This is a genomic window from Spongiactinospora sp. TRM90649 (assembly GCF_029382225.1).
In the GTDB taxonomy this organism is placed as follows: domain Bacteria; phylum Actinomycetota; class Actinomycetes; order Streptosporangiales; family Streptosporangiaceae; genus Spongiactinospora.
Map to the genome: position 1 here is coordinate 16,908 of NZ_JARLTC010000046.1, position 21,897 is coordinate 38,804.

A 21,897-nucleotide genomic window follows, 5' to 3' on the forward strand; every position below is an offset into this window, starting at 1 on the left:
GGACACCATGTCCACTGTCCAGGAGATGACCCAGCCCAGACCAGCCACGGAGGTGCTCGCCTGGGGGCGTGGCGTGACCGAACCCGCCATGCGTGAGGCCGTGGACACGCTGCCCGACACCGTGCGGCGCATCGTGGGCTACCACTTCGGGTGGCTCGACGAGCGCGGCGAGCCCGTCCACGCCAACGCGGGCAAGGCGATCCGCCCGGTGATCGCCCTGCTGGCGGCCGAGGCCGTCGGCGGAACCCTCGCCGAGGCGGTCCCGGCGGCCGTCGCCGTCGAGCTGACCCACAACTTCTCGCTGCTGCACGACGACGTGATGGACGGCGACGCCACCCGCCGGCACCGTCCCACCGCCTGGGCCGTCTTCGGGCGCGGCCCGGCGATCCTCGCGGGCGACGCGCTGATGACCCTGGCCTTCGACGTGCTCGCCGCCGCCGGGCGTCCCGCCGCCCGGCGGGCCGCGCGGATCCTCGGCTCGGCGGTGCTGGAACTGATCGACGGCCAGTACGCCGACGTCGCCTTCGAGGCGCGTCACGACGTCGGCCTGGCCGAGTGCCGCCGGATGTCGGAGGCCAAGACCGGCGCGCTGCTCGGCGGGGCGTGCGCCATCGGCGCCCTGTACGGCGGCGGCACCGACGAGGACGTCGAACGCCTGACCGCCTTCGGACGCCGGATCGGCCTGGCCTTCCAACACGTGGACGACCTGCTCGGCATCTGGGGCGACCCCGCGACGACCGGCAAGCCCGTCCACTCCGACCTGCGCAACCGCAAGAAGTCGCTGCCAGTGGTGTTCGCGCTGAACTCGGGCACGCCCGCCGGTCACGAGCTGGCCGCGCTCTACGCCGCGGACGGGCCGCTGACCGGCCCCGACCTCGCCCGCGCCGCCGAACTGGTGGAACTTGCGGACGGCCGGGCGTGGAGCCAGGCCGAGGCCGACGCCCTGCTGGCCGGGGCGCTGCGCGAACTGGCCGGCACGCGTCCGGGCGTCCCGTCGCGGGCCGTGGCCGAACTGGAGGGCCTGGCCCGCCTGGTCACCCGTCGAGACCACTGAACCACCGGCACCCGGAGGATCCAATGCCGCAGGACGACAACGCCGTGTCACCGGCTCGGGGCACCGTGCTCGTCGCCGACGAGCTGATCATTCCTGGTGGGACGGCGGTGGCCTGCCCCGCGGCCGACGTCGTCGCCGGTGAGCTGCGCAGGAAGGGCGTGCCCGCCGTCCGCGGGCCGCTCGCCTCCGGCGACGGGCTCGACTTCCTCGCCGTCACCCTCTCCGGGGCCGGCGGGCCGTCCGGGCTCGGCGTCGGGGCCGTCCGCGGCGACCACGACACCTGGCCCGCCGCCCGCGACGCCCTCGGGGCGTGCCTGGCCGTGGTCCGGCCCCGCAGGGTGCTGCTCGCCGCGCCGCGTTCGTTCTGCGCCGGCGTGGAACGGGCCATCGAGGTCGTCGAGGAGGTGCTGCGGCAGCGCGGTGGCCCGATCTACGTTCGCAAACAGATCGTGCACAACGCCCACGTGGTGGCGGACCTGGCGGACCGGGGCGCGGTGTTCGTGGAGGAACTCGACGAGGTCCCCGCCGGGGCGACGGTCGTGTTCTCGGCGCACGGGGTGTCGCCCGCCGTGCGCGAGGAGGCCGAACGGCGGGAGATGGAGGTGATCGACGCCACCTGCCCACTGGTCACCAAGGTGCACGCCGAGGCCCGCAGGTTCGCGGCCAGGGGCGACACGGTGCTGCTGATCGGGCACGAGGGCCACGAGGAGGTCGAGGGCACCCTCGGCGAGGCCCCGGACGCGACGCTCCTGGTGGCCGACGCCGCCGAGGCCGCACGAGTGCGGGTGCCCGACCCCGCCAGGGTGTCCTACCTGACGCAGACCACGCTGGCCGTGGACGAGACCCGCGACGTCATCGACACCCTGCGCGCCCGGTTCCCCGACCTGCGCGGGCCGGGGTCCGACGACATCTGCTACGCCACCACCAACCGCCAGGAGGCGGTGAGCGCCATCGCGCTGGAGGCCGACGTGGTCCTCGTGGTCGGCTCGGCCAACTCCTCCAACTCGATGCGGATGGTGGAGCTGGCCCGCCGTCACGACACGCCGAGCCATCTGATCGACGACGCGGGCGACATCCGCCCCGAGTGGCTGGCCGGGGCGGCGGTGGTCGGCCTGAGCGCCGGGGCCTCCGCCCCGCCGTGGCTGGTCAACGGGGTGATCGCCGCTCTGTCCGGGCTGGGCGGGGTGGCGGTCGAGGAGCGGAGGGTCACCGACGAGACCATCCGCTTCACCCTGCCCTCAGCGCTCAGACATCGGGATCAGTAGGACGATCAGTAGGACAGGGCGTACGCCGAGTACCGCTTGGCGCCGAAGGCCGCCTTGAACTTCGGATAGGCCACGGTCCTGATGTCGCCGTCGGAGGTGAACCGCTCGTCCGGGTGCGCCTTGAGCCAGTCGAGCCATGCCGTCGAGCAGAACTTCACGCAGTCGCCCTTCTTCTCCTGCGACTTGATCCGCGGGATGCCCATCGGGTCGAAGTCCGTGGAGAACGGCGAGGCGGCGGGCGTGTACCCGGCGAGGAAGACCCCGCCGTAGCTGTAGCGGGTGCCGTTCGCGGCCCCGCGCAGCGCCCACGCCTTGGTGTTCGGCTGGTTGCCGTACGGCAGGGCGAGGGTCACCGGGTCGAACGGGATCCGCCCCTTGACCACCTGGTGTCCGGCCGCGATCTCCTTGTTCACCTGTTCCTTGGACTTCCCGCGCAGGTTGAGGTGATCGCGGGTGTGGTTGCCGAGGTCGAAGCCGTGCTCGTGCAGCCAGGTCATGATCTGCGTCTGCTCGTCCGGGCGTTCCTTGCCGAACATGTCCCCGGTGACGTAGAACGTGGCGACCGGTCGGAAGCCGGGCTTCTTGGCGGCCACGTCGAGCAGGATCCCCAGCGCGGTGTCCGGAGCCGGGACGCCCATGCCGTCCAGGGTCACCTGGGAGGGGGAGGAGTCGTCGAAGGTGAGCACCACCGGGTGCTTGCCCGCCGGGATGCCGATCTTGCCGGTGGCGTACTCCGCGGCGGTGATGGGAACGTAGTCCTCACTTGCGAGGCGCTCCAGTTCGGCGCGGAACTGGGCGGGGGTGCGGTCGTCGCTGGTTTCCGGCTTGGGCACGACGCGGTGGTACATGAGCACCGGGACCTGGCCCAGTTCGTTGGCCTTCACCTTGGCCGCGGCGGCGGCCTTGGCCTGCTTCGCCTCCTGGGGCGACACGGCCTTCACCGCGCCCTTGGGAGCGGCGACCTTGGCGGTGTCCTCGCCGCTCGACATGCACCCGGCCAGGGCCAGCACGCTCAGTGCGGCGGCCCCCGTCCGGCAAACCCCGAAGCCCCCCATTGGGCCCTCCAGACAGATGAGAAAAGATAGTGATCTCCTCCCCCTCGGTCTGGCAGGGAATACGGCGCTACCGGCAAAGAGTCGCCCTAGGTAACGTCGCGGGCGTGTCGCGTCACCGGCCGGGTACGGAGGTGCGGCCACCAGCCCGGTACGGCCGCGCTGTATTCGTCGTAGGCCGCGCCGAACCTGCGGCGCGGCACCGGTTCCTCGCGCAGCCGGCCGGCAGCGGGTCGGCGAACCGCCAGTGGGTCATCAGCCACGGCAGCAGGTCCGCCACCACGCCGGGACCGATCGCGAAGAAGGTGGCACTGCCCATCGCGGCTGGGGTTCTGCGCATCGAGCCACGCTCTCTCGGTTTAATTCCTCCCTTGTTGAGTTCAGGATGCCGGCGGTGGAGTGACAACGACGGACAGGAGATGGGGGGCGGTTACCGGGGGAGGGGCGCTTACCAGGCGACGGGCAGCGCGTCCACGCCGTAGACGATCGAGATGCCCCGGTAGGGGATCTCGCTCTCGGGCACCGCCAGCCGCAGCCCCGGGAAGCGGCGCAGCAGCGCCGGGTAAGCGATCTTCATCTCCATCCGGGCCAGCGGGGCGCCGATGCAGTGGTGGATGCCGTGCCCGAAGGCCAGGTGCGGGGCGACCTCGCGGCCGGGCCGTACCGTGTCCATCTCCTCGCCGAGCGCCGCGTCGCGGTTGGCCGCCGCCAGCGAGCAGAGCACCATCTCGCCCTTGGCGATCGACTGGCCGCCCAGAATGAGATCCTCCTTGGCGAACCGGGGGAAGGCCACCTGCACCACGGTCAGGTAGCGCAGCAGCTCCTCCACCACCAGCGTCACGTAACCCTCTTCGTCACGGACCCTGGCCGGCTCCTCCGGGTGCTGCAGCAGCCACAGCGTGCCCAGCGCGAACATGCTGGTGCTGGTGTCGTGCCCGCCGGTCAGCAGGCCGTCGGCGAGGCTCGCCAGCTCCCGGTCGGCGATCTCGTCGCCGTGCTCGCGCAGCAGCATGCCGAGCAGCCCGTCGCCCGGGTCGGCACGTTCCCTGGCCACCAGCTCGGTGAGGTACGCCATGGCGTCGTTGATCGCCTTCAGCGACGCCTCGGGGCCTGCGGAGAAGTCGAAGCGGTCGGCGCCCAGCCGTACGAAGTCGGCCTGGTCCTGTCGTGGCACGCCCAGCAGCTCGCCCACCACCAGGGAGGGGATGGGCAGCGCGAACTTCTCCACGAAGTCGACCGGGGAGCCCGCCTGCTCCATGCCGTCGAGGTGCTCGGCCACGATCGCGTGGATGCGCGGCTCCAGCCTGCGCAGCCGCCGCATGGTGAACTCCGGGGTCAGCAGGCGGCGCAGCCTGGTGTGCTCCGGCGGGTCGCGGAACCCGAGACCGCCCGGGTCCTCCTGCTGCACGGCCCCCGACACGTTGGCGAAGTCGTTGCTGAACCGCCCGGCGTCGCCGAGCACGGCGCGGACGTCCTCGTAGCGGGTCACCAGCCACACGGTGGAGCCGTCGGGGACCTTGAGTGGGAATATCGGCTGCTCGGCGCGTATCCGCGCCATCTCGGCAACCGGATCCAGCCCATCGCGCATGAACTGCACGAGGGGGAAGTCGGTATCGGACATCTGTCGTGTTCCTCGTCCTAAGTCGGGAGTTGCCATGTTTTCGGACATGGCATGGAGGCACTGCGGACGCGCCAGTTCAATATTGGCGAACAAGGCGGCGCGCGCGTGGCCGACCCCCCGCATTCCTCCTGGTGACGATGGCCTTACCGGGAGCTAGAACAGGTCGTCCGGACGCCCCGTGATCAAGGTCAGCAGCCGGCGGACGAACGGCGGCACGTTGCGGACCCGCACGGCCGGCATCGGCCCCTCGCAGGGCACCAGTTCGAGCACCCGCAGGCCGGAGAGGTCGATGAACGACAGATCGGTCAGATCGACCAGCACGACGCCACCCGGCGACAGCGCGTCGGCCATGATCGCGCCGAGGCGTTCGCTGTTGCTCAGGTCGATCTCGCCGCAGAGCAGCAGAGCGGACTCGCCGTTGCGGATGACGCGAAGGCGGCCGTCGTCGAACAGAACACGCCGCGCCTCCACCCGGCCGCCCCCGATGGGAGGACCCTCACGCGCGGGCAACGCCTGATCACCGCAACGATCGTGGCCGCGTAGGCAGGACGTTGGTCATGATTCCACCCATCCTTCGATGCGAGCCGTGCCGGCCATCTGTAGAGATGCCGATCGATTCCTCAGCGTGCTCCGCGCCGACAATACCTGTCAACTGATGCACGAAAGAATATTCGTCCTTGGGGGTGCCGGGCTTGACCCGGCGTTCACGAACGTATGATGCGGAGATGGCGCGGGGTTCAGACGACGGTGCGAAGGCCGGTCGCTGGACGTTCCTTACCAACCACGCCCGCGTGCTCGTCGGGATCGCCCGCAACCCCGAAGTGCGGCTGCGCGACGTCGCCGTGACGGCCGGCATAACCGAACGCGCGGCCCAGGCCATCGTCTCCGACCTGGTCTCCGCCGGCTACCTCAACCGCACCCGCGTCGGCCGCCGCAACCACTACACGATCAACGACGACCAGGGCTTCCGCCACCCCGCCGAAGCCGACCAGAACCTCACCGAATTCCTCACCCTCTTCACCGGCCGCTCCCCAACCCCACCCCCCACTCCCTCTCCGACCAAGCCGCCTTCCACCGCGCCCCGCGCCCCGGCAGACGCCTCCCCGGCGATTCCCCGCCCGCCCACCTCCGCTTCGCCGGCCTCAGCGGGAGCGATCGGCTCGGCCTCGTCCGCCGAGGCGGCGTCGGGTCCGCCTTCTTCTGTGGCCGTCACCGTTAGCGGGGTGCCTCCTGCCGGTCCCGCCGCGATCTCCATCGATCCGGCCGCCGAATCCGGGGAGCCTGCGGTCCCGGAGCCCACTCTCACCATCGTGGGCAATCTGGACCCACCGCCCGAAGCCGAGGAGACCGAACCGGCAGAGGGGTAGCCGCGCCGGGCCGTACAGCCTCGCGGCCTGTGGCCCACGCGAGGCCGATCCCGCCCCAGAGGGGGGACGGCGTGCGTCCCCTCGCCTCGCCGTGGCCGTGAGGGCGCAGCGGTGGGTGGGGCCTGCCGCCTGGGGCCCTTCGCGGGCGTGCGACTTCCGCCGGCCGAGGCCGCCTGTGGGGCCGCACCGCCGTCCGAACCTCGTTTCAGAGTCGGCGGATGGTGATCGGTATCACGGTGTCCTGGCGGGGGTTGGGGGTGACCCGGGCGGCGGGGGAGTGGGGTGGGGTGTCAGAGTGGGGGGCCGGAGGGGCGGCGCAGGGGGTCTGACCAGGGAATCTGGCGGGCCGCGGCTGCATGTCGCGAAATCGGGAACCACGACCTTGTCCAGCGGATCGGCGGCCGGATTGGATGCTACGCACGAGACCAGGGGTTGCCGGGAGCCCTCCAGCGGTACCTTTGCGTTCCCGGGTGATACCGGTTCGCCGTACTTGGCGCGGGAGGTTAGCGCGTCATGGCACTTGCATATTTTCGCAAATAGTAAGGTTGATAGGGAGATGCCGGGACAGGGCGAGGGAGTGGAGCCCCATGGGAAGAGGCCGCGCCAAGGCGAAGCAGAAGAAGGTCGCACGGCAGCTCAAGTACCGCACTCACAGCATGGACATCGACCGCCTGCGCGCCGAGCTGGCCGGTGTCGAGGATGATGAGCGCGACGATGACACGGCGCAGGAGACGGATCCCGCCGCCGGCTAGCCCGGCGGCGGTGATCCGCCAAGTCGTTCCGGCCGTCCCGGTCGCGCCCGCTCATCCGCGCGCGTCCGGGCCTGTCCGGGCTTTCCGCGTTGGTCGGTGCCGATCCGCACCGATCCGCACCGATCCGCACCGATCCGCACCGATCCGCACCGACCCGTGCCGCCTTCGTGCAGTGCTCCCCGTCCATGCCCGCCCGGTCGCGGGTAGGCTCGAACCTCGGTAAGGACATCACCGGGAGGACGCGAGCGCCGTGGTCGGTGGGGGCAAGGGCAACTTCCTGCCGGAGATCATCTCTCCGGTGCGGAGGATCGGACGCAGGGAGTTCGATTTCTCCCGCCAAGTCGCGGTGATGGCGATCGTCAACCGCACCCCCAACTCCATGCACGACCGGGGGCGTACCTTCGCGCTTGAGTCGGCGGTCGAGGCGGCCGAGCGCGCCGTCGCCGACGGCGCGGACTGGGTCGACATCGGTGGGCTCGCGTTCCGGGCCGATCAGGCCGATCTGGGCATCGACGCCGAGATCGAGCGGGTGGCGCCGGTCATCGAGGCGGTGCGGGCGCGCACCGACGTGGTCATCTCGGTCGATACCCACCGCGCCGAGGTGGCGCGGGCCGCCCTCGCGGCGGGCGCCGACGTGGTCAACGACACGAACGGCATTCGCGATCCGGCCATGGCCAAGGCAGTCGTGGAGGCGGGCGCGGGCGTGGTGATCACGCACAGCGTCGGCGGGCCGCGCAAGGTGATAGAGCGCCCGCAGTACCAGGACGTCGTGACGGAGGTGGCCGCCTTCTTGCGCGAGCGGGTACGGCACGCGCTGGACTCCGGCGTCGCCCCCGAGCAGATCATCATCGACCCCGGCCACGACCTTAACAAGAACACCTACCACTCGCTGGAGCTGACCCGCCGGTTGGGCGAGATCGCCGAGATCGGCTACCCGACCCTGGCGGCGGTGTCCAACAAGGACTTCATCGGCGAGACCCTCGACCTGCCGCAGAACGCCCGGGTGGAGGGCACGATCGTGGCCAACGTGGTGTGCGTGCTGCAGGGCGCGAGGATCCTGCGCGTCCACGACGTGCGCCAGGCGGTGACGGCGGTGCGGATGACCGAGGCCATCCTCGGCTGGCGCGCCCCGCTCACCCCTCGCCACAACCTCGTCTGACCCGCGAACTACTCCGGCCGGAGCCGTGTTGCGCGGGCCTCCAGGTAGCGCTGTTCGGGCAGGCTGGTCGTGCGCCGCGCCGCCGTCCGGTAACTGTCGCGCGCGGCCTCAAGGTCGCCCGCCATCTCCAGCAGGTGCGCCCGCACCGCGTGCAGGCGGTGGTGCCCCGCCATCCGGTCGTCGGAGTCGAGTTCGGCGAGCATGTCGAGCCCGGCCCTCGGCCCCTCGACCATGGCGACGGCGACCGCGTGGTTGAGCGTGACCATCGGGTTGGGCGAGATCCGCTCCAGCAGCCGGTAGAGCGCGAGGATCTGCTTCCAGTCGGTGTCCTCGTCGCGCGCGGCCTCGTCGTGGACGGCGGCGATGGCGGCTTGGAGCTGGTACGACCCGATCGGCGCCCAGGAGAGCGTGTCGCTGATCAGCTCGACGCCCTCCTTGATGTGGGCGGCGTTCCACAGCGCGCGGTCCTGCTCGGCCAGCGGCACCAGCGAGCCGTCCGGACGGGTGCGGGCGGGCCGCCGGGCGTCGGTGAGCAGCATCAGCGCGAGCAGCCCGGCCACCTCTCCCTCGCGCGGCAGCAGCCGGTGGACCTCGCGGACGAGCCGGATCGCCTCGGCGGTCAGCTCCGCCTGGTGCAGGTCGGGGCCGGAGGTGGCGGTGTAGCCCTCGTTGAAGATCAGGTAGAGCACATGCAGGACCACCCGGAGCCGGTCGGACCGCTCCCGCTCGGGGGGCATGGCGAACGTGGCTCCGGTGGACTTGATCCGCTGCTTCGCCCGGCTGATCCGCTGCGCCATGGTCGCCTCGGGGACCATGAAGGCGTGGGCGATCTGCGCCGTCGTGAGGCCGCCGACGGCCCGCAGCGTCAGCGCGACCTGCGACGGCTCAGACAGCCCCGGGTGGCAGCACATGAACAGCAGGGTGAGCGTGTCGTCGTGCTCGGCCGCGCCGCTCTCCTCGCCGGGCGGGGCGGCGACGAGCTCGTCGGACGGGGCCTGCGTGGCGGCCGTGACCTCTCGGCGTCTGCGGGCCGACTCACTGCGGATCTGGTCGGTCAGCCGGCGTGACGCGACGGTGATCAGCCAGGCCCTGGCGTTGCCGGGCACGCCCTCCTGCGGCCACTGCAGGCTGGCCGCGAGCAGCGCCTCCTGGACGGCGTCCTCGCAGGCGTCGAACGCGCCGTAGCGACGGATCAGCGCGCCGAGCACCTGCGGCGCGAGCTGGCGCAGCAGGTCGTCGAAACCTGCGCCGGTGGCAGCGGACATGGCCATTTCCCCCGGTCTGAAGGAGCGGAGCGGGTGAATCTCACGCTACCCGGCCGCCCCGACATCTCCGGCCCTCTCGGGCCGGTGGCCGGAGACCGACGCGAACGGCAGGCGTGGTATCGCCGGTGATTGGACAATAAGAAATAGGGGTGTCCCGGAAGAAAGGATGGCCGTGAGAGCGCTGCGACGGATATTCCGGGACCTGAGAGCTCGCCGAAACCTCGACGCATATGTGGTCAGTCTCGTGGCCTGCGCATTCGCCGTGATCACGGTCGTCGGAGACGTCGTCGCGCCCAATCTGAAATGGGCCGCGCTGCTGGCCGGAGTGGGTCTGCTGGTGTACCGGATCACGCTTCCCACCGAGATTCCGGCGCGGGCCGACACCGGGTTGCCCGCCGATCGGGCCGCGCTCGACGCGGTGCCGGTGGCCGACGTGTTCGCGGGCGCGCAGGACATCCGGATCTTCGCGCCGTCGGCCGTCAACCTGCTGTCCGCCACGGCGTGTGAGGCGCTGCGCACGGGAGTGCTGAGCCGCAAGGGGGGCTCGGTCCGGGTGGCCGTGCTGGATCCCGGCCAGTCCGACGGCATCCGGATCGCCTCGCGTCAGCTCGACGAGGCGGTCGCCTTTCACGTGCAGAGCCTGGCCATCGACCTCGCGGTGATGTCCAAGCGGCTGGAATCGATGCGGCAATGGCCGAGCTCGGGGGAATTCGAGTATCGGTTATTTCCCTATAATCCGGGATTCAGCCTGGTCCTTATCGACCCCGACACCGCGCACGGCCGGATCATCGTGGAAATACACGGCGTCAGCAACCAGTCCACGTTCTCCCGCATGCACGTGGAGCTGACCCGGCAGTACAACGAGCGGTGGTACACCTACTGGATCGCCCAGTTCGAGCAGATCTGGCGGGGAGCGGTCACCCAGAGCCCCTGACTCCCGCGCCCGGCCCGCCCGCACGATGGAGAATGTCCGCTATGCGGTTCGGGATCCTGGGCGCCACACGGGCTTGGCGGGACGGCGGCGGCGAGGTGCCGCTCGGCGGTCCCGCCCGGCGAGCCCTGCTCGCCCTGCTGCTGGTCGAACCGGGCGTGACGGTGACCGTCGATCGCCTCATCGAGGCCCTGTACGGCGAAGCGGGCGGCTCCGCCCACGCCCTCCAGTCCCAGGTCTCCCGCCTCCGCCGGATCCTCGGCCCCGAAGCCCCGATCGAGCGCGTGGCCACCGGCTACCGCATCACCGCCGGCCCCGACGACGTGGACGCGGGGCGGTTCGAACGCCTGGCCGTGGCGGGCGGGCGGGCACTGCGCGACGGCGATCCGCACCAGGCGGGCTCGCTGCTGCGCGCCGCGCTGGAACTGTGGCGGGGGCCGGCCCTGGCCGACGTCGCCGACCTGGCGGGGGCGGAGGCGGCGCGGGCGCGGGGGGAGCGGCTGGAGGAGCGGCGGCTCGCCGTCCTGGAGGACCGGGCCGAGGCCGACCTGCTGCTCGGCGAATCCCGGACGGTCGCCGCCGAACTACGCGAACTGGTCACCGCCCACCCGCTCAGAGAACGCGCCCACGGCCTGCTCATGCGCGCGCTGGCGGCCGACGGCAGGCAGGCGGAGGCGCTGACCGCCTTCGAACGGGCCCGCCGCCACCTGGCCGACGAACTGGGCGCCGACCCCTCGCCGGAACTGGCGGCGATCCACACGGGGCTGCTGCGCGGCGATCCCGGCCCGGCGGCGCCGGTCGCCACCGGACCGCCCGCGCAGCTCACCACCTTCGTCGGCCGCGAGGGCGATGTCGCGGGGATCACCACGCTCCTCCGCACCGCCCGCCTGGTCACCCTGCACGGCCCTGGCGGCGTCGGCAAGACCCGCCTCTCTGTCGAGGCCGCCACCACCGTGGACGCCGTGTCGCACTCGGACGAGGTCTTCTTCGTACGGCTCGCCCCGGTACGTGACGGGGCCGATGTGGCCCAGGCCGTCGCGGGCGCGCTCGGCCTCCGCGAGACCGGCCTGTCCGCCGCCCCGGCGCTACCGCCGGCCGCCCGCCTGACCGCCGCGCTGACCGATCGCTCCACCCTGCTCGTCCTCGACAACTGCGAGCACGTCATCGACGGCGTCGCCGCGCTGGCCGAGCACCTGCTCGCCGCCTGCCCCCGGCTGCGCGTGCTGGCCACCAGCCGCGAGCCGCTCGGCCTGCCAGGCGAGCACCTGTGGCAGGTCCGCCCGCTGGCCGACGGCGACGCGGCGCGCATGTTCGCCGACCGGGCCGCCGCCGCGCGCCGGGGCTTCACCCTCGACGACGTCAGCGCCGCCGACGTGGCCCGGATCTGCGCCGCCCTGGACGGCCTGCCGCTGGCCATCGAACTCGCCGCCGCCCGCCTGCGCACCCACGACCTCGCCGACCTCGCCGCCCGCCTGGCCGGGCCCTTCCGGCTCCCCGCATGGGCCAGCCGCACGACCGAGGTGCGGCACCAGACCCTGCGCGCCGTGGTCGCCTGGAGCTGGGACCTGCTGCCCGCCGCCGAGCAGGAGATCGCCCGGCGTTTCACGGTCTTCGCCGGTGGAGCGACCGCCGAGTCGGTGGCCCAAGTCTGTGGCGGCACCACGCGCGAAGCGGTGGACACGGTGCTCGACTCACTCACGGACAAGTCGCTGATCGAGTTTTCGGGCGGCCGATACCGGATGCTGGAGACCATCCGCGCCTACGGGGCCGAGCGCCTGGAGGCCGCGGGCGAGGCCGACGCCGTACGGCGCGCGCACGCCGCGCACCTCCTCGGCCTCGCGCGGACCGCCGACTCGGCCGTGCGGGGCGTCGGGCAGCTCGACTGGCTGCGGGTGTTCGGCGACGAGCACGAGAACCTGCGCGCGGCGCTGCGCCGGGCGATCGCCGTCCGGGATCTGCCGACGGCCTTCGGGCTGCTCGGCGCGATGTGCGTGTTCCTGTGGATACGCGGGCTGCGGCCATCCGTCGAGGCGCAGGCGGTCGCGCTGCTCGACCTGGTCGAGCCCGGGCGCGTGCCGTCCGAGGTGGAGGCCGACTACCCGCTCTGCGTCCTGCTCGCCGGGGACGGCGGAGCCCGGCATCACGAGGCCGCGCAGCGGGCCGCGACCAGCGCGCACCGCCACTCGGCCGCCGCCTTCCTGTGGCTGCTGACGGGGGCTTCCACGATGGAGCCCGAGGCCGCGCTGGCGCTGGTCGCCGAGACCCGCGCCAGTCCCGACCCATGGGAACGCGCCGGAAGCGACCTGATCTGGGGGTATTCGGAGTACGGCGGCGGCGACCACGCCCAGGCCGAAGCACGGTACGCCGCCGCGGTGGACGGGTTCCGGACGCTCGGCGACCGGTGGGGCACCGCGCTCGCCCTGGACGCCCAGGCGTGGCTGGCGGGGGCGCGCGGCGACCACGAGCGGGCGATCGAGCTGACCGATCAGGCGCTGCGGCTCACCGAACAGCTCGGCGCGACCGAGGACATCGCCGACCTGCTGTGCAACCGCGGCGACTACCGGCAGAGCACCGACCGGGCCGCCGCCCGCGCCGACTATGAGCAGGCGTCGGCCCTCGCCCGGCACTCGGGCAGCCCGACGTACCAGGCGGCGGCCCTGCGCGGGCTCGCCGACGTCGCCTACCTCGACGGCGACCTGGAGACGGCCGAACGCCACTACCTGGACGCGCTCGACCGCTTCGACCTTCAGGCGATCCGGAGCGTGGGCAGCCTGGCGCGGGCCCTCGTCGGCCTCGGACGCATCGCCGAGCGCCGTGGCGACCTGGCCGCCGCCCGTGAGCACCACCGCCAGGCGGCGGAGGCCACCGTGGCCAGGGGCGCCGTACCGGAGTGCGCGCGCCCCATGGAGGCCCTGGCGGGAATCGCCTTGGGGGAGGGCGACCCGGAGACGGCCGCCGTCCTGCTGGGTGCGGCACGCACCCTCCGGGGCCGCGCGGCACCTCCCGATTCGGACGGGCCGGAACTGGCTGAGCGCGCCCGGCAGGCACTGGGCGCCGCCCCCTATGACGAGGCCCACGCCCGGGGCGCGGCGCTGAGCCGGGCCGAGGCGCTGTTCCGGGTGGGGGTGCCGAGCGAGATCATCCTGGCCTCACCGCTGCACACCATGTTCGGTGAGTCGCCGGTGAGTGAGCGGTGAGCGGTTCCTCGGATGCTCGGGGACATGACACAGACGAAGATTCTCATCTCGGGGGCGTCCGTGGCGGGCCCGGCCCTGGCGTACTGGCTGCACCGGTACGGCTACCGCGTGACGGTGGTCGAGAAGGCCCCTGACCTGCGTGGGGGTGGCTACGCCGTCGACTTCCGGGGCGACGTTCACATGACCATGCTGCGGCGGATGGGAGTGCTCGCCGACATCGAACGGCTGCGCACCCGCATGGGCGCGACCTGGTACGTCAACAGCGCGGGCAAGCGCCTGGTGAAGATGCCGGACGACCTCTTCGCCGGCGATGTCGAGATCCTGCGCGGCGACCTGGCCCAGGTCCTCTACCAGGCGACGCGGGACGACACCGAGTACATCTTCGGCGACTCCATCAGCTCGGCCGAGGAGGACGCCGACGGCGTCACCGTCCACTTCGAACGCGGCGACCCCCGCCGCTTCGACCTGGTGATCGGCGCGGACGGCGTGCACTCCAAGGTCAGATCCGTCGCCTTCGGCCCCGAGGACCGCTACGTCAAGCACCTCGGCCTGCACTGCGCCATCTTCACCGCCCCCAACCACCTGGGGCTCTCGTACTCCGGTCTCGCCTACAGCACCCCGGGCAAGGTCGTCTCCGTCTACAGCGCCCGGGACAACACCGAGACCAAGGCCCTCTTCTACTTCGCCTCCCCGGCCGCCGACTACCACCGCCACGACGTGGCCCGCCAGAAGAAGATCCTGGCCGAGACCTTCCGCGGCAACGGCTGGGAGACCGACCCCCTCCTGGTGACGATGTGGGACTCCCCGGACTTCTACTTCGACTCCGTCAGCCAGGTCCACATGGACACCTGGACCCGAGGCCGCTTCGCCCTCCTCGGCGACGCCGCCTGGTGCCCGTCCTCCCTCTCCGGCATGGGCACCGGCCTCGCCATGGTCGGCGCCTACGTCCTCGCCGGCGAACTCGCCACCGCCGAAGGCGACCACCGCACGGCCTTCGCGGCCTACGAGCGGGAACTCCGTGCGTACGTGCGCGGCTGCCAGAAACAGGGCGAGGGCGTCAGCAGGCTGATGGTCCCGGAAAGCCCCGTACTCGCCTGGTTCCTCCGCCTGAACTTCAAACTGATCCCCTACCTGCCCTGGAAGGGCCTGATGGCCAAAAGCGTCCGCAAAACCGCCAGCGCCTACACCCTCAAGCCCTACACCACCCCCACCCGCCGCCCCTGACCCCTCTTGGTCGGCGACCGCCCCGCCCCGCCATCCCGGTACGGTAAGTTATCCTCGCGACAGGAACCCCGTCGCCGACCACGGGGTTCACTCTGTAGTCTTCGCAAGGGGCGTTAGCTCAATGGTAGAGCTGCAGACTTTTAATCTGTAGGTTCAGGGTTCGAGCCCCTGGCGCCCCACCAGCACATCCCTTGATCCACTAGCTGATCGGGATGTCCGGTTTGATCTCCTGCCAGACCAATGCCGGACCATCCGGTAAACGATCACGATCTGCGGGCGGCGCGAGGGATGATCGACACTGCGGCCTCGGCCGCCGCCTCGGCGAGCTCCGGCACGACCGACGCGTACGTGTCCGCCGTGAACCAGAACTGCCGGTGACCGAGGGTCGCGGAGACGACCTTCATGTCCACTCCGGCCGCGAGCATCAGGGTGGCCGCGCAGTGCCGAAGGTCGTGCAGCCGCACGGGCGGCTGCTTCGCCCACCGGACCAGGCGCTGCCACCGATCCGTCAGATAGTCGAGATCGAGCGGTTCGCCCGTCTTGGTCGTGAACACCCGGCCGGAGTCCACCCAGGCCGCGCCTGCGGCCAGTTGTTCGGTCTTCTGCCGCGTCCGCCAGGCCTTGAGCAACAGGACGTTTGTCTTGTCCAGCAACACGACCCGGCGCGAGCTGTCGGACTTGATGCCCTGCTCGGCCTCGGCGTCCTCATCCTCCAGCACACTGATCGTGTGCGCACCGTCCAGGTCGGTGTCGCTCCACTCCAGTCGCCCGGCCTCGCCGCGCCGCAAGCCGCGGGTCATCACCAGGTGGTACAGCGGGTACAGCCGGTCGCCGACGTCTTCCAGCCAGTCCAGCATCGCCCCGGCCTGCGCTGGCGTCCACACCATCACCGGCCCCGGGCGCGGGGCCACCTCGATGCCCTTCTTCTTGTCCCCCCAGCCGCCGGCCTTCTCCCAGTGCCGGACTCGCTCGGCGGTCCACACCAGCGGTCGCCGCCGACGCGCGGGCGCCAGCTCGACGTTCTTCGACGGGTCGTGCTGGATGAGCCCTTGCCGCCTGGCGGTCGTCAGCGCACTGGACAGCGTGGCGTGGACGCGTCGGATCGTCGTCGGCCCGATCGCACGTCGCTGCCACAGCCCCGGTTCTTCTTCGCCATCACGTGTCCACGTCGCCACCGCCCGCGCGGACAGCAGCCGTCGCAGCAGTTCCGTGGGTTCCCCGTCCACCGGCCGGTTGATCTGCGTCATCGCGGCGTACAACTCGGTGAGGTGGTACTCGCGTAGATCGGTCATGTGCAGGTGCCCCAGGCCGGGCTCCAGATACAGGTCGATGTGCTCGGTGTAGGTGCCCCGAGTGGACGCGGCCAGCGACTGCTTCCCGGCGATCCACCGCCGCAGGTACGGCCCGACCTTGACCTTCCGATCGGGGATGGGCTTGCCAGAGCCGGCATCGGCCTGCAGCCTCGGCATGTCCTTCTCGGCCAGGGTCTTGTTCGGGTACGGCCCGGCCCAGGGGCGGCGCCGTTTGCCATCCGACCCGGGCGGCGCCTCGTAGCGGAACCACCATGCCCCGTGGTCCCTCTTGGACAGCAGGGGGCATTTCTGACCGAGCTTCTTACTCGTGATCTCATCCCGGCAGTTGCACATCTTGATCGGGCGGGCCATTGATCGCCTTCCAGGTGGGGTCGTGCCCTGGGAGATTCGACATCTCTGGAGATATTTGGGCCGGATCGAGGAACCGGCTGAATCGCGTCAGCAATACCGATAGGGCGCTGGCCATATCGTCGGACATGGCCCCGGTCGGGATCCCCACATCGACGAGATCCTGTGTGATCTCGACGGTGAACGTCGTCCCCTCAGGTAATGCCTGAATCAGGTGTATCCGCACGTTCAGGAGTGGTGTGAGGCGAGGGGCGTCCAGTGGGCGGAGCGAGTAGGGGGCGGTGATGATCTGCGTGACGGTCGCGAGGTCATCGAGAACGCCGGGTTCGACGTCGGCCCCGCGCACCTTGATCTTCATGCGGCCGGGGCCCCAAACCAGGCAGGCCGGCCAATCCGGGTGGCCGTCAAGGACGTATTCGACCATTTCGTGCATGAGGCTTGTCTACGTGACCTTGTGCAACCCTAAATGCACTCAATACGGTCGAACCGGACAACCTGTAACCCGTTGTTGTTCAACCGTTATTCATCTGCCGCCGCCTCCTCGCGCGCCATGGCCTCAGCGAGCCGCTTGATCCTTCGCCGCTTCTCCTCGCTGAGCGATCGGGGGACGGCGATCATGAGCAGTTCGCCGTCCGAGAGAACCTCTGCGACGTCGTACTCCAGCCACTGCTTGGCGGCCATCTGCTTCAGCTGATCCAGGGAAGTGTTCGTTCCGGCGGCCAGCGCCCGCAGCCGCCACAGCTCGGGCGCCGGCGCCCGAGCCCCTTGCAGGGCCTCCAGCCACTGGGGGTAGATCACATTGCGAGGATTCTCGGGATCGACGGAGCGCTTGGACAGTTGGTGGCGGGTGATCTGGGTGCGCTCCAGGTAGGCGTTGACGTAGTCGCTGAGCGGCGTCCGAGACGCCTTCATGGATCCTTCGCCGGTCGGCACGTAGTCACCTCTCAGTGTCCCCGAGTGACGTGTCACATCGCTCACCTCGTATCGGTGCTGATGATTCACATCTCAATGCCGCTTCTGTCTGCATAGCGCATCTCGTGGCAGACAACAAGACGTCATCATCCAACCAGATCAAGGCCGCTTGTCGTGCAGGGGTAGACAGCCGTCCAGTGCATACTTATGATGAATCATCAACAGCAACGAAAGATCGCGGACGGCCGGGGGTATCCCCGACTCTCGCCCCGGAAGGCACCACATGACTTCACCCGAGATGATCCTTCGTAGCGGTGACCTGCTGCGAAGGCTCATGGAGGGCCGCCACTCCTGCAACACCCTGGGGCCTGCGGTAGGCGTGTCGCGGCAGATGATCGCGCATCTGACGTCCGGGCGGCGTACATCGTGTCGCCGCATGACCGCCGAACGCATCGCCCTCGAACTAGATGTGCAGGTCGGGGATCTTTTTCGGCCCGGTAGTGATGATGAATCATCAACAGACAGGAACTGACATGTCGCCCACGCAGATGACCAATGACCCCATCCTCAACTTCGACGAGTTCTGCGCGTTCGCGAACTTGAAGCACACGTCCGTACGCAGCAAGCGTGCCCGGGGCGAGGGCCCGCCCTTCTTTCGGCTCGGCCGCCTCCTCATGATCCGCAAGTCGGCGGCGGAAGCGTGGATTCGCTCGTTCGAGAACGCCAGCTGACATGCCGCGAGGCCCCGCCGCTCCTACCCGGCCGGACCTCGCATCGATCCCGCATCTCACCGTCTGAAAGGACGCGAGGACCTGATGTCCATCATGCCTCCTGCCGCCCCTGTGGCGGTCACACCCGACCAGATCCGCGAGCGCCTCACCGCGCACGCGCACCACCTGGCCGGCCTGTCCCCGTACGTGTACGGCCCGGTCCAGCAGGCGTGGACCTCGACGCGCACGCTGGTCGAGCAGGCCGCCGCCCACGCCCCGGACCTGCCCCTGGCCGTGGCCGACCTCACCGTCGCCGCCACGGGCGCCTCCGAGGAGCTGCTCCCCCTCTCCGTCGAGGGCGGCCCCTGGTACGACACCTCGCGGGAGCTGATCCGGCTGTGCCGCCAGCTCGTCAACGCCGCCCGGGACGCCCTGGCCAGGCGGTGCCTCATGAACGAGCGCGCCGAGTACATCGCCGGCCTGCGGGCCCTGGCCGATCTCCTGGAGAGGCACTCCGAGGTGCCCCTGCCTCACCATGGTCAGCGGCTCGGCGGCAGCCACATCGTCGAGGAACTGATCTTCATCGACGGGCCGTCCGCCGTCGCCACCGCCCTGACCCTCATCGGCGCGATGGACCAGCCCCCCACCATCCTCGTCGAGGACGGCGTGCACCACCCGATCCGCATCACCGGGCACCTCCGCGGCTACCACGTCCAGCTGTGCGTGAGGACGGGCGACACGCCGCCCGAGGCGCCCGTGGCGTTGGAGATCCCCGCCGAGCTGCGGAACGCATGCGCTCTCCTGGCGGGTGCGTGATGACCACCGAAACCATGACCGTCCGCGTCCGCGACCGCGCGTCCGAGTCCCCGTGGGGCTCCGGGCCGACCAACCCGATCGTCCGCACGGTCACCATCTCCGCCCACTGCCCGAAGTGCGGCGGACCGCGCGGCGTCCCCCGCAACCTCAACACCTGCGACGACGGGGAGCACTACTCCGTCGACGTCTGGGAGAACCCCTGCCGCCACGTCGACTTCTACGCCGACATCGTCGTCGAGGCTCGCGCGCTGGTCGACGGCCCGCAGCAGGGCGGGGGCGGTGGGCTCCAGTGACCGCCGACCGTCCCTCGCTCGTGTCGCTCCACGAGGCGCTGCAGATCCTGGCCGCCCCCCTCGCTGGCTGTCTGTCCAGTGCCACGGTGGACTCGCTCGTCAAGGCACTGCTCACGTCCACCGTGGAGTCCGGCGACCTCAAGCCCTTCACGATCGGTGGCCGCCGCCTGTTCCGCCGCGCGGACATCGACGCCCTCGCCGGCCGGATCGTCGAGTACGCCCGCGCGCCCCGTCCGGTGCCCGGAGGCGAGGTCCGCGCCGACCACGACCGCGACACCGCGTACCAGGCCGAGCAGCACGAGCAGCCCACCGGGGAGGACCTGTGACGGCTCTTCTGTCTGAGACGGTCACTCCGACCGGCTTGATGGTGCTGCCCGCCGACGCGCCGCGCGAGGAATGGCTGGCCGCGCGGCGGCGGGGCATCGGCGGGTCGGATGCGCTGGCCGTGCTCGGTCTGTCGCCCTACAGCAGCCGGTACAGCGTGTGGGCCGACAAGCGGGGCCTGCTCGCCGAGCAGGACGACCGCGAGGCGATGCGGTGGGGCCGCCTGCTGGAGCCGGTCATCGCCGCGGAGTTCACCGAGCGGACCGGCATCGAGGCCGTGTCGTGCGGGCTGATGCGGCACGCCGAACGGGACTGGCAGCTCGCGAGCGTGGACCGGCTCACCGCCGACGGCGGCGTGCTGGAGATCAAGACGACGTCGCAGTTCCGCGCCGGGGACTGGGACGACGAGCAGCTCGCCGACGCGGCCGAGGCCCAGCTGCAGCACTACCTGGCGGTGACCGGCCTGGAGCACGGCTATGCCGCCGCGCTGATCGGCGGGCAACGGCTGGAGATCCGCCACGTCGTCCGGGACGACCGGCTGATCCGGGTGCTGGTGGAGGCCGAGGCCGAGCTGTGGCAGATGGTGTGCGATGGCACCGCCCCGGCGCTGGACGGGTCCGAGGCCACCGCTCGCGCGCTGGCCGAGCTGTACCCGCACGCCGGCGGCCACGCCGTCGAGCTGGACGCCCAGGCGGTGACGCTGCTGCGCGCCTCCCTCGGCTGGGCCGAGGAGATCGCCACCCTCAAGGCGCAGCGTGACGCCGTCAAGAACACGGTCACCGGCCGGATGCGTGCCGCCGCCGTCGCCACCTACGCCAACGAGACCGTCGCCACCTGGCGCAACACCGGCCAGTTCGACGAGGCCGCGTTCACCGCCGACCACCCCGACCTGACCGCCGAGTTCGCTGCCACCGTCACCCGGCTCGACACCGCGGCCCTCAAGGCCGCCCACCCCGACCTGTACGCGGCCTACCGGTCCCGCGTCTTCCGCCCCGTCAAGAAGGGACTCATCTGATGGGACGCGACCTCGCCTCCCGCGCCGAGCAGGCGCGCGGCCAGATCGAGCAGCAGCCGCAGACCCTGGGGCAGCAGATCCAGGCCATGCAGGCCCAGTTCCAGCTCGCCATGCCCCGAGGGGCCGAGGCCGGGCAGCTCGTCCGGGACGCGATGACCTGTCTGCGCACGACGAAGGACCTCGCCAAGGCCGACGCGGCCAGCGTCCTCGGTGCGCTCATGACCTGCGCCCAGCTCGGGCTGCGGCCCGGCGTCGGCGCGCTCGGCCACGCGTGGATCCTGCCGTTCTGGGACAAGAACGCCGGACCCGAGCGGAACGGCAAGCCGATGGGTGGCCACGTCGCCCAGCTCATCATCGGCTACCAGGGCTACGCCGAGCTGGCCTACCGCACCGGGCGCGTGCTGAACATCGCCGCCCGCACCGTCTACACCAACGACCATTTCGAGCTGGCCTACCACCTCAGCACGGACGACATGGTGCACCGGCCCTACCTCGACGGCCCCCGCGGCGAGGCCCGGCTGTACTACGCCGTGGCTCGGCTCAAGGACGACGGGTACGCCGTCACCGACCCCATGACGCACGCCGACATGGAAACCCACCGCGACCGCTTCGCCATGGCCAAGGCCAAGGAGTGGGTCGGCGGCAAGGAGACCGGGCGGCGCATCGTGGTCGGGCCGTGGCGGGACCATTTCGAGGCGATGGCCCACAAGACCATGGTCCGCCGCCTGGCCAAGCTGCTGCCCAAGTCCACCGAGTTCGCCTACGCCCTCGCCGTCGACGAAGGCGTCCGCGTCGACATCACCCCCGACGTCGCCCCCGACGAGGTCACCGAACGTCCCGTCATCGACGGCCAGGTCGAGCCGGACGCCATCGAACCGCCGTCCGGAGACTCCCCGCCGGAGCCGCCGGCCGAGGGAGACGGCTGGCCGCCGGTCACCAAGCCTGGCCAGGGGGCGTGATGACCACCCTGCGCGGCAAGACACTGGCCTACCTGCGCGGCGGCCACGTCCGCATCGCCGCCGCCCTCACCTGCCCGGGTGACGCCCGGCCCCGCTTCGTCGAGGCGTTCGTCGCCTCCACCAACCCGGCCGCGACCGGGCTGTCCTACCGGGTGCGGCTCGACGCGGGCCGCTGGGAGTGCTCCTGCACCGGCGATGCCTGCGCCCACCTGGCCGCCGTCCAGCTCGTCACCGGGCACCCGTCACAGGTCACCCCAAACGCAGCCACGGCGGGCGCCCGATGACCCCTCACGACACGCTTCTCTGTCAGCCCGGCGCGG

Annotated in this window: 23 protein-coding genes and 1 tRNA gene; 16 read left to right on the forward strand and 8 right to left on the reverse strand. The window is 71.1% G+C overall.

Annotated elements, in window-relative coordinates:
- Positions 1-7: 7 nt before the first annotated feature.
- Together P3X83_RS38655 and ispH are read left to right on the forward strand one after the other, a co-directional pair.
- Positions 8-1,054, forward strand: a complete 1,047-nt coding sequence (locus P3X83_RS38655) for a family 2 encapsulin nanocompartment cargo protein polyprenyl transferase (protein WP_277310358.1) — start codon at positions 8-10, stop codon at positions 1,052-1,054.
- Positions 1,055-1,077: 23 nt separating this feature from the next.
- Entirely contained in the window at positions 1,078-2,319 is a 1,242-nt protein-coding gene (gene ispH, locus P3X83_RS38660) for a 4-hydroxy-3-methylbut-2-enyl diphosphate reductase (protein WP_277310359.1), read from the forward strand.
- Between the two features lie 5 nt (positions 2,320-2,324).
- Here ispH and P3X83_RS38665 read toward each other — a convergent pair whose 3' ends face one another.
- The 4 genes from P3X83_RS38665 to P3X83_RS38680 form a co-directional block, all read right to left on the reverse strand.
- On the reverse strand, positions 2,325-3,374 hold the full coding sequence (locus tag P3X83_RS38665; RefSeq protein ID WP_277310360.1) for a polysaccharide deacetylase family protein: 1,050 nt from the start codon (positions 3,372-3,374) through the stop codon (positions 2,325-2,327).
- Positions 3,375-3,486: 112 nt separating this feature from the next.
- Positions 3,487-3,711, reverse strand: a complete 225-nt coding sequence (locus P3X83_RS38670; protein ID WP_277310361.1) for a hypothetical protein — start codon at positions 3,709-3,711, stop codon at positions 3,487-3,489.
- A 108-nt stretch (positions 3,712-3,819) separates the two neighbouring features.
- Positions 3,820-4,992 (reverse strand): cytochrome P450, encoded by a 1,173-nt coding sequence (locus tag P3X83_RS38675; RefSeq protein ID WP_277310362.1) that lies wholly within the window; start codon positions 4,990-4,992, stop codon positions 3,820-3,822.
- 153 nt (positions 4,993-5,145) lie between these two features.
- Entirely contained in the window at positions 5,146-5,502 is a 357-nt protein-coding gene (locus P3X83_RS38680) for an STAS domain-containing protein (RefSeq protein WP_277310363.1), read from the reverse strand.
- A gap of 215 nt (positions 5,503-5,717) precedes the next feature.
- Here P3X83_RS38680 and P3X83_RS38685 point away from each other — a divergent pair, with 215 nt between their 5' ends.
- From P3X83_RS38685 to folP, 3 genes are all read left to right on the forward strand, one after another.
- Positions 5,718-6,359 (forward strand): helix-turn-helix domain-containing protein, encoded by a 642-nt coding sequence (locus P3X83_RS38685; protein WP_277310364.1) that lies wholly within the window; start codon positions 5,718-5,720, stop codon positions 6,357-6,359.
- A 587-nt stretch (positions 6,360-6,946) separates the two neighbouring features.
- Positions 6,947-7,111: a DUF3073 family protein gene (locus tag P3X83_RS38690; protein ID WP_277310365.1), complete on the forward strand. Its 165-nt coding sequence runs from the start codon at positions 6,947-6,949 to the stop codon at positions 7,109-7,111.
- Positions 7,112-7,361: 250 nt separating this feature from the next.
- Complete coding sequence (gene folP / locus P3X83_RS38695) at positions 7,362-8,270, forward strand: dihydropteroate synthase (RefSeq protein WP_277310366.1); 909 nt, start codon at positions 7,362-7,364, stop codon at positions 8,268-8,270.
- Between the two features lie 8 nt (positions 8,271-8,278).
- Here folP and P3X83_RS38700 read toward each other — a convergent pair whose 3' ends face one another.
- Complete coding sequence (locus P3X83_RS38700; protein ID WP_277310367.1) at positions 8,279-9,535, reverse strand: sigma-70 family RNA polymerase sigma factor; 1,257 nt, start codon at positions 9,533-9,535, stop codon at positions 8,279-8,281.
- Positions 9,536-9,779: 244 nt separating this feature from the next.
- Between P3X83_RS38700 and P3X83_RS38705 the strand changes: the two genes are divergently transcribed.
- The 4 genes from P3X83_RS38705 to P3X83_RS38720 all read left to right on the forward strand — a co-directional run bounded on the left by P3X83_RS38705 (position 9,780) and on the right by P3X83_RS38720 (position 15,069).
- Complete coding sequence (locus P3X83_RS38705; protein WP_277310368.1) at positions 9,780-10,469, forward strand: hypothetical protein; 690 nt, start codon at positions 9,780-9,782, stop codon at positions 10,467-10,469.
- Positions 10,470-10,510: 41 nt separating this feature from the next.
- A complete protein-coding gene (locus tag P3X83_RS38710; protein WP_277310369.1) occupies positions 10,511-13,663 on the forward strand; it encodes a BTAD domain-containing putative transcriptional regulator in 3,153 nt (1,050 codons plus the stop codon).
- Between the two features lie 24 nt (positions 13,664-13,687).
- Positions 13,688-14,887, forward strand: coding sequence for an FAD-dependent monooxygenase (locus P3X83_RS38715; RefSeq protein ID WP_277310370.1), 1,200 nt, complete (start codon positions 13,688-13,690; stop codon positions 14,885-14,887).
- A 107-nt stretch (positions 14,888-14,994) separates the two neighbouring features.
- Positions 14,995-15,069, forward strand: a tRNA-Lys gene (locus P3X83_RS38720).
- Between the two features lie 81 nt (positions 15,070-15,150).
- Here the strand turns inward: P3X83_RS38720 and P3X83_RS38725 are convergent.
- The 3 genes from P3X83_RS38725 to P3X83_RS38735 all read right to left on the reverse strand — a co-directional run bounded on the left by P3X83_RS38725 (position 15,151) and on the right by P3X83_RS38735 (position 17,460).
- Positions 15,151-16,551 carry a site-specific integrase gene (locus tag P3X83_RS38725; protein ID WP_277310371.1) on the reverse strand — a complete coding sequence of 467 codons (1,401 nt, stop codon included), beginning with the start codon at positions 16,549-16,551 and terminating at the stop codon, positions 15,151-15,153.
- Positions 16,514-16,981 carry a hypothetical protein gene (locus P3X83_RS38730; RefSeq protein WP_277310372.1) on the reverse strand — a complete coding sequence of 156 codons (468 nt, stop codon included), beginning with the start codon at positions 16,979-16,981 and terminating at the stop codon, positions 16,514-16,516. Before P3X83_RS38730 ends, P3X83_RS38725 begins: the two co-directional genes overlap by 38 nt.
- A gap of 86 nt (positions 16,982-17,067) precedes the next feature.
- A complete protein-coding gene (locus tag P3X83_RS38735) occupies positions 17,068-17,460 on the reverse strand; it encodes a hypothetical protein (RefSeq protein ID WP_277310373.1) in 393 nt (130 codons plus the stop codon).
- A gap of 533 nt (positions 17,461-17,993) precedes the next feature.
- On the opposite strand from P3X83_RS38735, the gene P3X83_RS38740 reads away from it, so the two are divergent.
- The 7 genes from P3X83_RS38740 (at position 17,994) to P3X83_RS38770 (ending at position 21,861) form a co-directional block, all read left to right on the forward strand.
- The gene (locus tag P3X83_RS38740; RefSeq protein ID WP_277310374.1) at positions 17,994-18,191 is read left to right on the forward strand and encodes a helix-turn-helix domain-containing protein; all 198 of its coding nucleotides are present in this window, start codon (positions 17,994-17,996) and stop codon (positions 18,189-18,191) included.
- A 93-nt stretch (positions 18,192-18,284) separates the two neighbouring features.
- The gene (locus P3X83_RS38745; protein ID WP_277310375.1) at positions 18,285-18,986 is read left to right on the forward strand and encodes a hypothetical protein; all 702 of its coding nucleotides are present in this window, start codon (positions 18,285-18,287) and stop codon (positions 18,984-18,986) included.
- Positions 18,986-19,279: a hypothetical protein gene (locus P3X83_RS38750; RefSeq protein WP_277310376.1), complete on the forward strand. Its 294-nt coding sequence runs from the start codon at positions 18,986-18,988 to the stop codon at positions 19,277-19,279. Before P3X83_RS38745 ends, P3X83_RS38750 begins: the two co-directional genes overlap by 1 nt.
- The gene (locus tag P3X83_RS38755) at positions 19,276-19,605 is read left to right on the forward strand and encodes a hypothetical protein (RefSeq protein ID WP_277310377.1); all 330 of its coding nucleotides are present in this window, start codon (positions 19,276-19,278) and stop codon (positions 19,603-19,605) included. The genes P3X83_RS38750 and P3X83_RS38755 overlap by 4 nt, the downstream gene beginning before the upstream one ends.
- A complete protein-coding gene (locus P3X83_RS38760) occupies positions 19,602-20,618 on the forward strand; it encodes a lambda-exonuclease family protein (protein WP_277310378.1) in 1,017 nt (338 codons plus the stop codon). The genes P3X83_RS38755 and P3X83_RS38760 overlap by 4 nt, the downstream gene beginning before the upstream one ends.
- Positions 20,618-21,577, forward strand: coding sequence for a recombination protein RecT (gene recT / locus P3X83_RS38765; RefSeq protein WP_277310379.1), 960 nt, complete (start codon positions 20,618-20,620; stop codon positions 21,575-21,577). Before P3X83_RS38760 ends, recT begins: the two co-directional genes overlap by 1 nt.
- Complete coding sequence (locus P3X83_RS38770; RefSeq protein WP_277310380.1) at positions 21,577-21,861, forward strand: hypothetical protein; 285 nt, start codon at positions 21,577-21,579, stop codon at positions 21,859-21,861. Before recT ends, P3X83_RS38770 begins: the two co-directional genes overlap by 1 nt.
- Positions 21,862-21,897: the final 36 nt, after the last annotated feature.